Source organism: Anaeroplasma sp., from assembly GCF_034179385.1.
In the GTDB taxonomy this organism is placed as follows: Bacteria; Bacillota_I; Bacilli_A; order Acholeplasmatales; family Anaeroplasmataceae; genus Anaeroplasma.
Window position 1 is genome coordinate 1 of sequence record NZ_JAXFPY010000064.1, and the last position, 15839, is coordinate 15839.

At 33.0% G+C, this 15839-nt stretch carries 13 protein-coding genes; all 13 read right to left on the reverse strand.

Annotated elements, in window-relative coordinates:
* Nucleotides 1-202: 202 nt before the first annotated feature.
* The 13 genes from SPJ17_RS04010 to SPJ17_RS04070 all read right to left on the reverse strand — a co-directional run bounded on the left by SPJ17_RS04010 (nt 203) and on the right by SPJ17_RS04070 (nt 15430).
* The gene (locus SPJ17_RS04010) at nt 203-850 is read right to left on the reverse strand and encodes a class I SAM-dependent methyltransferase (protein WP_321092939.1); all 648 of its coding nucleotides are present in this window, start codon (nt 848-850) and stop codon (nt 203-205) included.
* Nucleotides 850-2037 carry an RNA polymerase sigma factor RpoD gene (rpoD, locus tag SPJ17_RS04015; RefSeq protein WP_321092941.1) on the reverse strand — a complete coding sequence of 396 codons (1188 nt, stop codon included), beginning with the start codon at nt 2035-2037 and terminating at the stop codon, nt 850-852. The genes SPJ17_RS04010 and rpoD overlap by 1 nt, the downstream gene beginning before the upstream one ends.
* A gap of 1 nt (nt 2038) precedes the next feature.
* Nucleotides 2039-3889, reverse strand: a complete 1851-nt coding sequence (gene dnaG, locus SPJ17_RS04020) for a DNA primase (protein ID WP_321092942.1) — start codon at nt 3887-3889, stop codon at nt 2039-2041.
* A gap of 22 nt (nt 3890-3911) precedes the next feature.
* The gene (locus tag SPJ17_RS04025) at nt 3912-5300 is read right to left on the reverse strand and encodes a glycine--tRNA ligase (RefSeq protein ID WP_321092943.1); all 1389 of its coding nucleotides are present in this window, start codon (nt 5298-5300) and stop codon (nt 3912-3914) included.
* Nucleotides 5301-5427: 127 nt separating this feature from the next.
* Complete coding sequence (locus SPJ17_RS04030) at nt 5428-6357, reverse strand: hypothetical protein (RefSeq protein ID WP_321092944.1); 930 nt, start codon at nt 6355-6357, stop codon at nt 5428-5430.
* Nucleotides 6358-6445: 88 nt separating this feature from the next.
* Nucleotides 6446-7072, reverse strand: coding sequence for a ribosome biogenesis GTP-binding protein YihA/YsxC (yihA, locus tag SPJ17_RS04035; RefSeq protein ID WP_321092945.1), 627 nt, complete (start codon nt 7070-7072; stop codon nt 6446-6448).
* Nucleotides 7073-7081: 9 nt separating this feature from the next.
* Nucleotides 7082-7903 (reverse strand): PHP domain-containing protein, encoded by an 822-nt coding sequence (locus SPJ17_RS04040; protein WP_321092946.1) that lies wholly within the window; start codon nt 7901-7903, stop codon nt 7082-7084.
* Nucleotide 7904: 1 nt separating this feature from the next.
* Complete coding sequence (locus SPJ17_RS04045) at nt 7905-8321, reverse strand: NUDIX domain-containing protein (RefSeq protein ID WP_321092948.1); 417 nt, start codon at nt 8319-8321, stop codon at nt 7905-7907.
* 229 nt (nt 8322-8550) lie between these two features.
* On the reverse strand, nt 8551-10038 hold the full coding sequence (locus SPJ17_RS04050; protein WP_321092950.1) for a carboxypeptidase M32: 1488 nt from the start codon (nt 10036-10038) through the stop codon (nt 8551-8553).
* Nucleotides 10035-11591: an FAD-dependent protein gene (locus SPJ17_RS04055; protein ID WP_321092951.1), complete on the reverse strand. Its 1557-nt coding sequence runs from the start codon at nt 11589-11591 to the stop codon at nt 10035-10037. The genes SPJ17_RS04050 and SPJ17_RS04055 overlap by 4 nt, the downstream gene beginning before the upstream one ends.
* A complete protein-coding gene (locus SPJ17_RS04060; protein WP_321092953.1) occupies nt 11572-12639 on the reverse strand; it encodes an NAD(P)/FAD-dependent oxidoreductase in 1068 nt (355 codons plus the stop codon). The genes SPJ17_RS04055 and SPJ17_RS04060 overlap by 20 nt, the downstream gene beginning before the upstream one ends.
* A gap of 81 nt (nt 12640-12720) precedes the next feature.
* The gene (locus SPJ17_RS04065; protein WP_321092955.1) at nt 12721-13632 is read right to left on the reverse strand and encodes a carbohydrate-binding domain-containing protein; all 912 of its coding nucleotides are present in this window, start codon (nt 13630-13632) and stop codon (nt 12721-12723) included.
* A 142-nt stretch (nt 13633-13774) separates the two neighbouring features.
* Nucleotides 13775-15430 (reverse strand): hypothetical protein, encoded by a 1656-nt coding sequence (locus SPJ17_RS04070; RefSeq protein ID WP_321092957.1) that lies wholly within the window; start codon nt 15428-15430, stop codon nt 13775-13777.
* Nucleotides 15431-15839: the final 409 nt, after the last annotated feature.

Below are 15839 nucleotides of genomic sequence, written 5' to 3' on the forward strand. Positions count from 1 at the left end.
TTAAAGATAGGCCTATTTGACTTCCTAAGGCATCTAAATCTGGTCTAGTATGTCTTTCAATAATAATCGTCTCATAAGCTTCAATATCCTTAAATAAATCTTTATAGTCCATAAAACCACCTCAGGAATTTATTGTATCATATTCAAAAAATTATTAAAAGTGAAAAAATATATCCAAAGGGCTGGATATACTTTTTAATATTTATTTTATGGCTGATGTAATATCATTTATTTCCTTTTGTTTTTGCATTTTTGTTAATGGATCCATTGTCGTGTCAATTACCCTCATCAATAAATCCATTTTACGATTGTAATAAGAAATAAATGCCTCAGGCTTCTTTTTTAATAATACAGGACCAAATTTCAATTCATTTTCTGTATAGGTAATATCACCTTTTTTTGCAACAATGATTTCATAATATTTTCCATTTTCTGAAATCGCATATTCATCTATAATCCTAAATCCTGATTCCATTAGGAATTTTCTTACGACCATTTGATCATTATTTGGTTCTAATATTAATTTTTTATCTTTTATTTTATCTAATGAATCGCTTAAGATATCCTTAATGAGATTTCCACCCATACCAGCTAAGACTGCTGTATCAAAATCTTTGCTGATTGCTTTAAAGCCATCGGATAGAATTATATCAATTCTATCTAGTAAGTTTTTATTTTTTATGGTTTCCTCAGCACTAGAAAGTGGTCCTACATTTAAGTCTGCAGCTATTCCTCTTTTACAGTTATAATCAAGTAAGGCTTTAACTACGACATAGGCATGATCGCAGCCTACATCACAAACACATTCGCTTCCCTCGCAAAGGGATGCAAGTAAATTGATTCTATCCATTAATGCTTAATCATGAAATCCTTAAGCTTCTTACTTCTTGATGGGTGCTTAAGCTTTCTTAATGCCTTTGCTTCAATTTGACGAATACGCTCACGTGTAACGTTAAATTCCTTACCAACCTCTTCAAGTGTTCTTTGTCTACCATCGATTAAACCGAAACGTAATCTTAATACTCTTTCCTCACGCTCCGTTAGTGTACGAAGTACTGCATCAAGCTCCTCTCGAAGCTTCATTTTTGCTGTATATTCATATGGATCTAGTGCATGTGGGTCAGAAATAAAATCACCTAAGCTAGAATCCTCTTCCTCACCTACTGGAGATTCAAGTGAAATTGGCTCTTGGGCAATACGCTGAATCTGCTGAACCTTTTCTACAGAGATTTCCATCTTCTCTGCAACCTCCTCTGGAGTTGGTTCACGGCTTAATTCCTGCACTAATTGACGTTGAACACGTACAAGCTTGTTGATCGTTTCAACCATATGTACTGGAATACGAATCGTTCTTGCTTGATCAGCAACAGCTCTTGTAATTGCCTGACGAATCCACCATGTTGCATAGGTTGAGAATTTAAATCCCTTCGATGGATCAAATTTATCTACAGCCTTAATTAATCCCATATTACCCTCTTGGATTAAGTCTAGGAATTGTAAGCCTCTAGATAAATACCTTTTCGCAATAGATACTACAAGTCTTAGATTTGCGTTTACAAGCTTGTCCTTAGCTAAATCTGCCTTATCAGAGATTTCCTGTAATCTATTATATTCCTCAATTGGTACAGTATTTTGATCGTCTGCATCAATCTTTTCTAATTCTTCCTTTGCGCTTCTACCTAAAATGACATCATTTGCAAGATTTGTTTCTTCTTCAATAGTAAGTAGAGGAATCTTACCAATTTCCTTTAGGTACATACGTACGGGGTCATCGACCTTTAAATTTGCAGGAAGCTGGTCATAAGTTGAAATATCAATTTCTTCCACATCTGCTAAATTAGGCTCAGAAACCTCCTCTAAGTCTTCTTCAGCTAAATCTGGCTCTTGAATTTCAAATTCTTCACTTAATGTAGTATAAAGCTTGTCATAATCTGCACTATCAATAGAGCAGTATTTTGCTAAATCTGCCTGAGTTAGCATGTTTTGATTATTCTTAGCAAGTTCTGTAAGCTCCTTTACCGCTGTTTCGAAATCCATATTATTTCCTCCTATTTTTTATTGAATTCAATTTGCGCTTATTTTTAAACATCTGATCAACCATTCTAGATTGAACTGTAATATCGGTTGTATGATTCACCGATTCCTTTATCTTTTTTGTATTGTTTTTTAAAGAGAGCTCTTTAATCTTTTCAATACATAAATTCATATCCATTTCATCAAAGCGAATATCATCCTTTTTTAAGGTTTCTACTGCTTCAATATAAAAGTTTGTATCCTCTTGATTTAGCATATTCATGAATATAGCTTCGCTAAAGGTATCATAATTAATATAGAATTCATCTAACATCTTCATCCATAAATTTAATGCACCATCACTAAAGCCGGCTAAAGAATCACTAATTCTATTATTGATTTCAAGTGCTAGGTCTTTGCTTGATTTTGCATATTGGAGTAATCTTAAATCACATGGAGATTTAAGCTCCTTTTTAATTTTACCTTCTTCAATAAATTCAGGATACTCTGGATATTCATATATATCTATATTTGGCTCTATAGCATCAGGATACATTTCAATTGGCTTTGGAATTGCATGTTTATCTCTATAGGATTCAAAATCCCTTTGAACTGCATCTATGGATGCATTTAAAACATTGGAAAATCTTTTTAGATAATCTTCCTTTTCTGTATTCGATTCCATTTGCTGAATTAATGCAAATACCTCATTTTTAACAGAATTTGAAATATTAGAATCGGTTAAATTCTTATCCTTAATTGCTGTTTCAAATAGGTATTGATTCGAATCTAATAAATGACTCTCAAAGAAATCTACATAAGCTTCCTTGCCATATTTTTTTACAAATTCATCAGGGTCCTTAGCCCCTTCTATTAAAACTAAATGAATTTGAAAGCCATATCTTTTAAATAGATTTATAGCCTTATGAGATGCCTCTATTCCAGCCTTATCGCTATCATAGCAAATAACGACGGAATTGACATATTTTTTTAATCGCTTAACCAAAAAGTCATTGATGCCTACACCCATAGTACATACAGCTTCCTTTAAGCCTGCCCTATAGGTTGCGATAACATCCATTTGTCCTTCATGAAGAATGACCCTTTTCTTCTTTAGCATATAAGGCTTTGCTAAATGGAAATTATATAGGGTTTCTCCCTTATGGAATATTTTTGATTCTCTTGAATTTATATATTTTGGTTGGTTTTTATCCTTTGAATTAAAAATTCTTGCAGAAAAAGCAATTACTCTACCCTCCATATCACAAATAGGAAACATAATTCTTTCTGCAAATATATCATGGTAGCCATTATTATTTTTATCTACTAGGCTTATATCTGCCATATCAAGCTCTAAAAAGTCGGATTCCTTTAATACCTGATATAAGCTATCTCCAATTTCAGGAGATAAACCAATTCCAAATTCCTTTATGTCTAAATCTGTAAGCCCTCGATCATACAAATACTTCTTTGCAGAAGAACCTAGGGTTGAGCCTTCTAGATTTGCTTGATAGAACTCACTTGCAATAGACATGATTTTATAATATTTTGTGTTAGGGTCAATTTTCTTTGGATTACCCTTGCCCTTATATTCCATTCCATTGAAATCCGCAAGCCTTCTTACTGCCTCATTAAAATCTATATTTTCAATTTGCATTAAAAATTTTGCTGGGTTTCCTCCACCATCACAGCCAAAGCAATGGGCAATATTTTTATCTGGGTTTACCACAAAGGATGGGGTATTCTCATCATGGAAGGGACATAGGCCCTTATAGTTTTTACCTTGCTTCTCTAATTTGACATACTTAGAAACAAGAGCAACAATATCTGTAGCATTTATTATTTTCTCTGCTTCATCATAATTATTATTCTGCAAGATAAAACCTCCCTAATATTTTTTATAATTTAATCTTACCTAGAACGTATTGAATAACGTCATCCACCTTTAATGTGATCTGTTCCATTGTGTCACGGTCTCTTACCGTTACTGTATCTTGCTCAAGAGTTGTATCATCTACGGTAACACAGAATGGTGTACCAATGGCATCCTGTCTTCTATAACGCTTTCCGATGTTTGCTGTTTCATCATAGGTACATGCAAAATATGGAGATAATCTATCGAATACCTCATTTGCCTTTTCAGAATGATTATTCTTGCGTAAAGGTAATACAGCTACCTTATATGGTGCAAGTTGTGGATGTAATCTTAATACAACTCTAGAATCTGTCTTACCTTCCTTAGATAAATCCTCAACATCATATGCACTGAATAATACAGAAAGTAGCATACGCTCAACACCAACGGATGGCTCTACAACATATGGAATATATTTCTGATTTGTTTCAGGATCAAGATATTCTAAATTCTCTCCAGAATGTGTCTGGTGTGCATTTAAATCATAGCTTGTACGAGATGCAATTCCCCAAAGCTCGCCAAAGCCCCATGGGAAATCAAATTCGATATCGGTTGTCGCATTCGAATAGAAGGATAATTCTTCCTTTTCATGATCTCTAAATCTAAGCTTATCTCCATCGACACCAATCATCTTTAAGAAATCCATACAAAAGCTTCTCCAGTAATTGAACCAATCAATTTCAGTTCCTGGCTTACAGAAGAATTCTAATTCCATCTGTTCGAATTCTCTTGTTCTAAAAATGAAGTTACCTGGTGTAATTTCATTACGGAAGGATTTACCAATCTGTCCTACACCAAATGGTAGCTTTCTTCTTGTTGTTCTTTGAATGTTTTTAAAGTTAACGAAGATACCCTGTGCTGTTTCGGGTCTTAAATAAACCTCAGTCTTAGCATCCTCAATTACACCCATATGTGTCTTAAACATTAAATTAAACTGACGAATGTCTGTATAATCAAGTGCACCACAGGTTGGGCACTTAATTTGATTATCAAGCAAGAATTTTGTCAATTCCTGATTGGACATACCATCTCCTGTAATCTCTCCATGAGTAAAATCCTCAATAAGCTTATCTGCTCTATATCTTGAATGACATTTTTTACAATCTACTAGTGGGTCAGAAAATGATCCAATATGACCAGATGCAACCCATACTTCCTTGTTCATTAAGATGGCAGCATCAAGGCCTACGTTATATTTATTTTGCTTAACGAATTTATTCCACCAAGCCTGCTTAATATTATTTTTTAATTCTACACCAAGTGGACCATAGTCCCATGCATTCGCAAGACCACCATAAATCTCTGAGCCCTGGAATACAAAGCCTTGTTCCTTTAGGAATGCAACTAATTCCTCTAATGTTATCTTTTGCATAATAATCCTCCAACAAAACAATTTCCATTTTCTAATTTTATCAAAAAAAATCAATATAGTCAATGAATACCATCTAAAAGATGGTGTTCAATTATGAAAAAAGCCCTACAAATTGTTGGGCTTTTCCCTAATCTTCAACTTTTTCTTCAAGAATTGGCTTTAAAAGCTCTTTTTTATCGCCAACCCACGCCTTTCCATCTAAGAAAAATAACTTGCCAGAAAGTAGCTTTACCATGACCTTTGAGGAGTAATCATCCTCAAATTGAAGCTGCTTTCCAACCAAATTAAAATCACCGTAATCGTTCAAAATATCAACGTTTTTTTCGCATATTAATTCTAAATTATCTGGATTATATTTTAATAAAGCTCTCTTCTGCTTAACGTTTCTTAAGCCAAACATTCCCGATGGTGCAATTCGGTTAGTCTTTTCAATATTATCTAAGATATTTAAGACCTTAAGTCTAATAAAATCACCAACCCAGAAGACCTTTTCAAAGCGGTAATCTAGGGCATATAAATTACCCTCATATATAATGAAATCAATCTTATCCTTGAAGGAGATAAAATCATTCGAATCAATTAAAAAATAGCCCTCACTTGTCTCCTTAAATGCTTTAATCTTCTTCTTTCCTACAACCTTAGATTTAAAGCCTAAAATAAGGTTTCCTCCATCCTCTAATTTCTTTCTTAGGATATATCCATCCGCATCCCTATCGAGTAATATAGATTCTTCTACTTGATCCTTTGGCATCTTATTATCTAAGGTATCTATAAATACCTGATACATAAGGGAAATAGCCTCATCATCTAAAGGTAAAACCTTTAGCATATTTTCATCTTCAAATTCACCATATTTTACAAGGCCTAAGGATTGAATTAGCTTTTCGTTATATTTTTCTATAGATTCTACTAATAAGCCTCTTATATAGCCTTCTTCTATATTCACTTTTTTGAATTTATATTTTCTATTTTGACTGCGGAATAAATATAATTCCCATTCCCCTTCATAGTTTTTTAGCAATACATTTGATAAATCACCACAACAATTAATTTCCATAAAATCCTCCAAAAATACAAAGAATATTTTACCACTTAAAATAGAATTTTAAAAGACTAAAAAGAAAAAGACAATTCTAAAGAATTGTCTACACCTCTTCAATATCACCTAAAATTGGATATTCTGGGTATTTTTCACATACCTCATCTAAAAGAGTTAATACAAGACCTAAGCCTTCCTTCTTTTCACTCGATGTGATAATAAATTTATCATCATTGGATAGCTTTAATGTATTTATAATAGCTTCCTTACACTTTTTTCTTTCACTATTTTTAATCTTATCTGATTTTGTTGCAATAATCGTAACAGGAAGCTTATGGTATTTTAAAAATTCATACATTAAGCAATCATCCTCTGTTGGCTTATGGCGAAAATCGACAAGTAAAAATACCATTTTTAAGGCTTTTCTTGTCGTAACATATTCTTCGATCATCTTACCGAAGGTTTCCTTAATGGATTTCGAAACTCTAGCATATCCATAGCCTGGTACATCGACAAAATAAAATTCCTTATTGATTAAAAAGAAATTTAGGGTTTGCGTTTTACCTGGATTTGATGATGTTCTTGCAAGCTTATAATTATTACATAGCATATTAATGAAGGAGGATTTTCCTACATTCGATCTGCCACAAAACATAAATTCTAATCTATCCTCAGGAGGTAAGGATATACTATCTACACTAGATTTAATAAATTCCGCTTGTTTTATTAGCATAAGTGCCTCCTATATCTTTAAATTTAATAATTTCGCAATAGGTTCAAATTCATTTTCGTCTAAAGTGCATGTGCCTATATCTGCATGATCCCCATCAGGCTCATCTCCTCTATGGCAATCCGAGCCTGCAGAAATGAGTAGGTTCCATTTTTTGGCAAGAGCCATAAATTTAGCCTCATCATTTCTTACACTTGGGTATCGAACCTCAATTCCATCAAAGCCAAACTGTAATATTTCCTCTACATATTCCTGATGATTTATTAAGCATGGGTGTGCAAAAATAACCACACAGCCTGCCTCCTTCGCAAATTTAATTCCATCTTCGGTAGATAACTTCGTAGATGGAATATAAGCCTTAGAGCTTGAGCTTATATATTGGGAAGCCTCTTCTCTTGATAGATGATTACACTTAGCGATATTATTTAGCATATTCGCTCTTGTGATAACCTCTGAGGATTTTAATAATCCATCTAAATCAATGTTAAGTCCATAAATATCATGGATTTTTTGCATCATTAAAATAGCTCGATTCTTTCTTTTTTCTTTGATTTCAATAGAAAAATCAAGCATTGCCTTTGGTATAATATTATCCTTAAATAAACATATAATATGTACACTTTCTCCCTTATAATAGGTAGAAAGCTCTAAGCCCTTGATAACCTTTATACCATATTTTTTTCCGATTTCTACAATTTTATCATCGCCAAAAACACTATCATGATCCGTTAAGGCAAAGATATCTACATGGTTTAGCTTAGCTCTTTTTACAAGCTCCTCTTCACTTAAGATGCCATCCGAATGGAAAGTATGATTATGTAAATCAATTCTCATACTATTCCCCCTTAACATCAAGCATATAATCCGTTTCAATTAAAATATCCTTTACTTGTGGATATTTAATTAAGGATAGACATGCCTCAAGAGTAAATTTCTTTGCAGCTAAAATATTAGAATCCTCAGGAATTAGCTCCTGGTCATTATATTTGCCTACAAAATAGGTAACCTCCTTGAAGTTACCATTGGGCATAGAATAGTGAATCGTTCTTTTCATATTCGGTAGAATTTCTGGATGTATACCAGTTTCTTCTTTGATTTCTCTTAATGCACACTCGATATCAGACTCTCCACTTCTCTTATGGCCTTTAGGAAAACCATAGGAGCCATTTGCCTCCATAATTAATACGTACTCACGCATTCCTTCCTTATTTTTGGTGAAAAGGATAGCACCACAGGAAAATTCTCTTTTCATAATTAACACCTAACCCAAAGAAAAAGCATACCCAGAAAAAGGATATGCTTATATCTTTTTTCTTCAAAAACTTGTCTCCATTATAGCATATAAGAAACCATTTTAAAAGAAATAATATTCATTTATATAAGAGATATAAAGAAATTCTTTATTTCGCTTTTGCTTAATGTATTCTATATAGTCCCTTAGTAAATATCTAGAAATAAGGAAAAACTTAGAAAATTTGGCGTTAAATATTATAAATTTTCTTAAATTTATTCTTTAAATAATCAATATAATACCTTGGATTAAAATCCTCACCTGTAGCTATTTTTAATACCTCTAGATTCTTTTTCGATTTACCATATTTATGAACATGTTCTCTTAACCAAGCATTTACTCGTTTAAAATCACCATTTTTCATATCTAGAAATGGATTAAAATCCTTTTCCATAGCAACTAAGAATTGGCTAGCCATCGCACTACCTAGGGCATAGGTTGGAAAATACCCAAAGCCAGAAGACCAGTGTACATCCTGGTAACAACCCTCAAGCTTATTCTTTGGCTTGACGCCAAAGTATTCCATAAATAATTCATTAAAGCGATCACTAATCCTATCTACCGTTAATTCATTATGGAATAGTTCCTTTTCAATTTTATATCGAATGATAATATGGAATGGATAGGTTAATTCATCCGCTTCCGTTCTTGTAAACTGATTCGATACATCATTACAGTAATAATAAATATCATCAAGGGTATATTTTTCCATTTGAGAAGGAAATATCTCTTTTAATATTGGATATAGGAATTCTATGAATTCTCTACTTCTTCCTAAATAGTTTTCATAGAATCTCGATTGAGATTCATGAAGTGCACAGGATGCACCACCCATTAAGGCAGTAGCTGAGAATTCACTATCATTTTGGAGCTCATAGGTTGCATGACCAACCTCATGCATTACAGAATATAAATTTGAAAATAATAAGGATTCATCATATCTTGTTGTCGTTCTTACATCGCAAGAATTTATTCCATTTGTAAATGGATGAATCGTTTCACCTACGACACCAACATCGTTGGTGTAGCCCATTAAATCACAAATCTTCTTTGTTAATTTTCTTTGCTTATCAATATCAAATTTTTCCTTTGTTAATTCTATATTATATTTTTTAGGCATTGCTAAAATCTTTTTTACTAAAGGTAAAATTTCTTTTTCAATTTCATTGAATAGAGAATCATATTTACTTTCTGTAAAATCATCTTCCATTTCCGTTAATGTAATATCAAAGCCATGATATTTACCATCTAAATATTTATAGCAATTCTTTTCATAATCAACTAATTTCACTAATTTTTCTTCAAATATGGAATAATCTAAGCTGACCCTTGCTTCTTCCCAAGCAAGGCTTGCCTCATTTTGAATTCTCATACCTAAGGTTATTATATCCACAGGAATTCTTCTTTGCTTGGTAATTTCCTCAAATTCCTTTTGAATTGCCATAGCTTCTACTAAAGATAATTCTTTATTTTTCTGTAATCTTTTTAATAATTCATAATATTCATCACTATTTGTAATTTTAATTATTTCTTCATAAAAATAGTTTTGAACATTTAAAGAATTCTCTTTGTCCCATTTAGGACATACTGTAGCCTCATCATAGCTCATGATGAATAAAGCATATTCATAATTCTTTAATTTCTTTTTGTATTCTCTATATAATTCTAAATCATTCATAAAGATTCTCCATTTATAATTTTCATTGCAGTTTTTAATCCATCAAGTGCAGCAGATGTAATTCCACCAGCATACCCTGCACCTTCTCCCATAGGATAAATATATGGATTTGAAGATTTTCTATTTAAATCTCTTATTATTCTTACAGGACTAGATGATCTTGATTCTATTCCAATTAATATAGCATCTGGGTCATTAAATCCATGTAATTTCTTATCGAATTCTTGAATACCAAATTTTATATTATCTATAACAAAATCTGGTAAGCACTTATTTAAATCTGTAAAGAATAATCCATGAGGATAGGTAGTATTTATACTACGTAAGGAATGAGCTACCTCATTTTCTAAGAATTCCTTAACTAAATTTGCAGGAGCCCTATAATCCTTAGATAATTCAAATGCTAGCTTTTCATATTTTTCCTGATAATCAATACCATCAAGTACATTACCTTTATCATAATCGGATGGTTTAACATCAACTAAGAGGGCACTATTTGAGTTTTCACCTAAACGGTCATTATTACTCATTCCGTTCACTACAATCGTGCCTAAATCGGATTGAGAGGCTAAAACAAAGCCTCCTGGGCACATACAAAAGGTATATACTCCCCTACCACTACTATTGTGAGATGCAAGCTTATAATAAGCAGCAGGTAAATATTTTGCAAATTTCCCATATTGAGCATAATCTATTTTTTCTCTTTTATGCTCAATGCGTACGCCCATTGAAAAGCTTTTTTGTTCCATTGATAGGCCTAATTCATTATATAAATACCTTATGGTATCCTTTGCAGAATGCCCTATTCCAAGTAGAATATGCCTTGTTTTAAAGGTGTATTCCTTATCTCCTTTAGCATATACTATGACATTATTCTTCTCTTCTATCACTTTATCAAATTTAGTATCAAAATAGAATTCTCCACCTAAGGATTCAATTTCTAGCCTTATATTTTTTACAATAATTTCTAAATAATCCGTACCGATATGAGGCTTTGCATCATATAAGATATCCTCTTTCGCTCCATGAATATAAAATTCATTTAAAATGAATTGGATTAATGGATCCTTTAAATTCGTTGTAAGCTTTCCATCGGAAAATGTACCAGCTCCACCCTCGCCAAATTGAACATTCGAATTGGGAAATAATTTTTTATTTTCTAAGAATTCCTTAACCCTTTTCTTTCTTTCCTCTATTTTAGATCCCCGCTCTAATATAATAGGTTTTGCCTTACATCTTGCTAAATATAATGCTGCAAGCATCCCAGATGGGCCAAAGCCAACAATGATTGGTCTATCGGAATATTTCCAAATAGGATATTCCATTTTAATGGATTCATCCTTATATATAGAAACATCAATTCCACTAACCTTTTCCTTTGTTTCAACCATAAGCTTATAAAGCAAGAAAACCTTATCCTTATTTCTAGCATCAATAGATCTTTGAAGAATTTTATATTTAAAATCATGTAAATGATATTTATTTTGTATTAAGCTATATAAATTTTTATCATCCTTTGGAGATACCTTAAAATTACTTATTTTGTATTTCATTTTTAATCTCCTTGAATACTTCTATTGCTGATGCAAAGGCAAACATTAAATTATATCCACCACAAATCGCATCCACATCTAATACCTCACCCATAGCAAATACATTCTTATCCTTTTTTAAGGATAAATTATCATTTACCATAGAAATATCAATTCCTCCCTTGCAAACCTGTGCAAATTCAAAATCGTATACGCCAAGAATTGGAATATATAGGGAATGCACATCAATATTATTTTCTAGTAAATAATTTAATATTTTAGGCTGAATAATAGATTCATAGTTCGGGTAATCCTTATTATAGGAAAAATCAATTTTTATAACTGCATCAGCCTTACTCTTTAAATGCTGATAATAGCCTGATAAATTCATGATAACTATTCCAGAAATACCATTATCCTTAAAAATAACCTCTCCATCCTCTTCGTGAATGATATTTTTATTCTGAAGTAGAGTGCAGTGGCATTTCGCTCTAGCTCCAGAGATAGCCTTAATCTTTTTTGTTGTCTGAAAGCCAACTAAGGATGGTACAAAGGGATTAAATTTTATATCTAAATCCTTTAAAAAATCTAAGGACAAATATGGCTTTTTAAAGGATGCAATAGAGCCAGTCGCAAGAATAATTTTATCCAATGGGCCATAGCACCCATTCAAATAATATTTATCGTTTGATTTCTTTATAGAATCAATTTCAATATCGATAATTTTTTTATGAATATTTTTTAGTAATATATTCAATACACTTTGACTCGATTCGCTAATAGGATACATTCTACCCTCATTATCTGTCTTTGTATAAATTCCTAAAGAATGAAAGAATGCAAAAACATCCTTAAAATTATGATCTAATATATGAATTGCTAGGGGGTTATCAAAATAATCACTACCCTTGTAGGAATTATGGCTAATATTACATCTACCATTACCTGAGGCTAAAATCTTTCTTCCAACCTTCCCCTTATTAAATAGCATATAATCTATATTTAATTGTTCAAGCATAGAAGCAAGTGCAAGACCAGATGCACCAGCACCAATAATTCCAACTTTCATAAGATACTCCTTTATTCTTATATAGTTTACCAAAAAATGTAACTTTTGTATAGAAAAAGGCATCCAAAGATGCCTCTATAATTAAATATTCGTTAATGTATCATTTAAGTAATAAGTTAATGCAGTAGACTTATTTGTGATGGATACGGATTGTAATACCTTATCGCTAATGTTATTTACCTTTAGTAGAATTCCAATTACATCTGTATCTACTGGGTTTTCAAAGGAAATGGATGTTGCAGCCTTTATGGCAATCTTTGAATCATGAATCTTAATTGTACCACCAGTAATGAATATAGTACCCTTAGTCCCTTTTGAATTTACCTCAGCTTCCATTGCATCCATTACTGCAGTAATATCTATATTACCATTTTCAATTGTAATGGCTTTCGCATGAAGACCGTCTTTTACATTTGCTGTAATGTTTAATGCGATTTCATTTTTAACAACAATTTCACTTGCAGAAACTGCATGTTTTTGATTATTGATTATAGACAATGATCCCTTTCCGCCGAATTCAATATTATTATTTGATTGTATTGTAGAATTTGCTAAAGTGGTAGAATCTGTCGTAATTAAATAATTTTCTGTATCCTTTTTTGCCTTTACCTCAACCTTTGAGGATTCGCTTAGCCATGATATGGCAGGCTTATTTGATGTAATCGTTACTCCATTTAATACTAAGGTAACCTTTTCTACCAAAGTAGCGCTACATTCGATTGAACCATTTAATACACCCTTAATAATATATTCACCTGGAGTATTAAAGGATAATAAGCCTTTAGCTTGATCAAAGGTAAAGCCATTTTGTACTAATGTTTGTACCTCAAGTGTGTCTGAAACCTTATATACTATTCCATCAATTTCTGGATCTAAGGATTCCGTTGTTTTGGTTGTTGTGTTCATTGTAGTACTTGTGTTCGCACCCCCACAGCTTGCAAGTAATCCTAAGGCAAAAATACCTAAGATTCCCAATAATCCTTTTTTCTTCATTGTATCATCTCCTATTACGCTTTTATTAAAGCATAATTTTACACTTTAATCTAGTCAAATAATATTTTTTACATTCTTTCATAACAAAATTTCTGAAATACAGATGAAAAAGAGCCAACAAACCCATGTTGGCTCTTTAGAATTAACGGTTCATGTTTAATTCCTTATTGATATTATAAAGCTTCTTCTTGTACTTCTCAATCTTATCCTCAATTGGATTTAAACGAGATGCAAGCTCACGCTTCTTTGTAACGATTTGCTTACGTACCTTAGTTAATTCATCCATGTGCTGTGCGCGCTCTTTGTTGGATAATGTAGGATTATCCTTTAATACCTGTAGGCGGATAGCTTCAGATTCAAGCTTCTTTAAATCATTTAATTCTTGCATCTTTAGCTTAGAGTTCTCAAGCTCGAAGATTTCATGGTCTAGGCGATCACGCTCTTCAAGTAGCTTTTGCTTCTCTTCTTGATGAGTTTCCCAGTAAGCCTCATTCTTAAGCTTTTGGTCAACTCTATCACGCTTACGAATATCAACGAACTTATCATCAAGCTTCTTCTTAGCCTGACCGATCTTTTCAAGTCTGATATTTTGTTCAGACATAGAGCATTTTACAGATTCCTTAATCTTAGTACCTGATACCTTATGTCCACAGTTACGAATAATTGCTTCATGCATCTTAACGATGTTTGAAAGAATGGCAGTAACTGTACCATGCTTTTTAGCAATGTCCATCAAATAATCCCATGCATTGATACATGCATCCTGTGTTGCAACAAACTTAGCGTATGCTGCGTCTGTTTGTGTTTCAGCTTTCTTACCGAAATCCTGAATACCTTTTTTGGATACAGCGGTAACAACTGCACTGACATTCGATGCTAACTTATCCTCATAAGCGACAATGTCAACTCCAAACGTCTGATTTGCTTGACGAATAATTGGGTCAACAACATCGACTGTTTCCTTTACTTTTGCAAAATTCTCATCAGAAGGATTTCTTCTAAACTCTGCACTTGCTCTTAAAACATATGCAACCATAGTATCCATTACATTCTGTCTTACTGTAAATTGATAATCTTCAAAATCTGTTTCTGAAGAATTTTGAAGTGCTGTATTCCAGCAGTTAATACATTCCTTAAAACGGAAATTGGTTGGGGTTGTCTGCTTACCTGCGCAGTTACCCTTCATAATCCATGCATCAGAATTGGTTGCATCTAGCTCAATGACACGATTTGCATAATTTTCTGCATCTACATAGTTTTCAGAATCAAACGCATTTTGAGAAAGTATAAATAAATTCTCAATCATCTGAGCTGTGCCTACTCCTACAGTATTTGTAAGATCTGGCTGTTTTTGAGTTGGTTGTACCTTCTTAGGTGCTGCTGCTTGAGGTTTTGTTGGGGTTGGTCGCATAACGACAACCTTCTTAACTGGAGCAGACTGACCTGGTTTACCGGCTTTTTCTTGAGCTTCTTGCTCACCCGGCTTTTTGACTTGCGAAATTATACGTTTCGCAGCCTGTGAATCATGAGTTTGTCCGGCAGGTTTTCCTACAACGACCTTACGCACAATGGTAGGTCCTTTAGGTACTGCAACCGGTGTTTCATCCTCATACGATTCGTTTGCTGGTGCTTCTACATTTTGTGTTGTTTTTTTACCGTTCGGCTCATCTGGTACTTCCACGAACATTCCTCGTGCTTCTTCAATAGTGTACTTTGCACCACATACCTGGCATTCAAACATGCCGGAAAGCTTGACAAAGTCGGATTCGCCACACAAATCACAAACTATCTTTTTCATCGGTTTTCTCCTTCTATAAAATTTTTTTAATCGTTACTCTTCCTTGGCAGTTACCCTATAGTATTTTGGTCGAGAGTATGTCTTTTTAGTGAATAACTGAGTACTGCAAAATGGGCAATATCACGCAGGATTACTAAGTTTTGAAGCACCGAGGTCTTAATAATTGCGCTTATTATTAATTAAGGTTTGCGTTTGCAGACTTGTGCATAGGCACACGTTATTATGTTAGGGACTGCAACTCCTAGTAAACTAGGATTTTCTATTTTATGGAGCACGAAAGACAAACGTGCATAATTCCATAATTATCCTTATTATACCCCATTATGAAAACCTTTTCAAGAAGATAATTTTCACTATCGATGTTATAACGAAACTATCGATGTTTTTTGTTCCATGAAAAGAAAAAAAG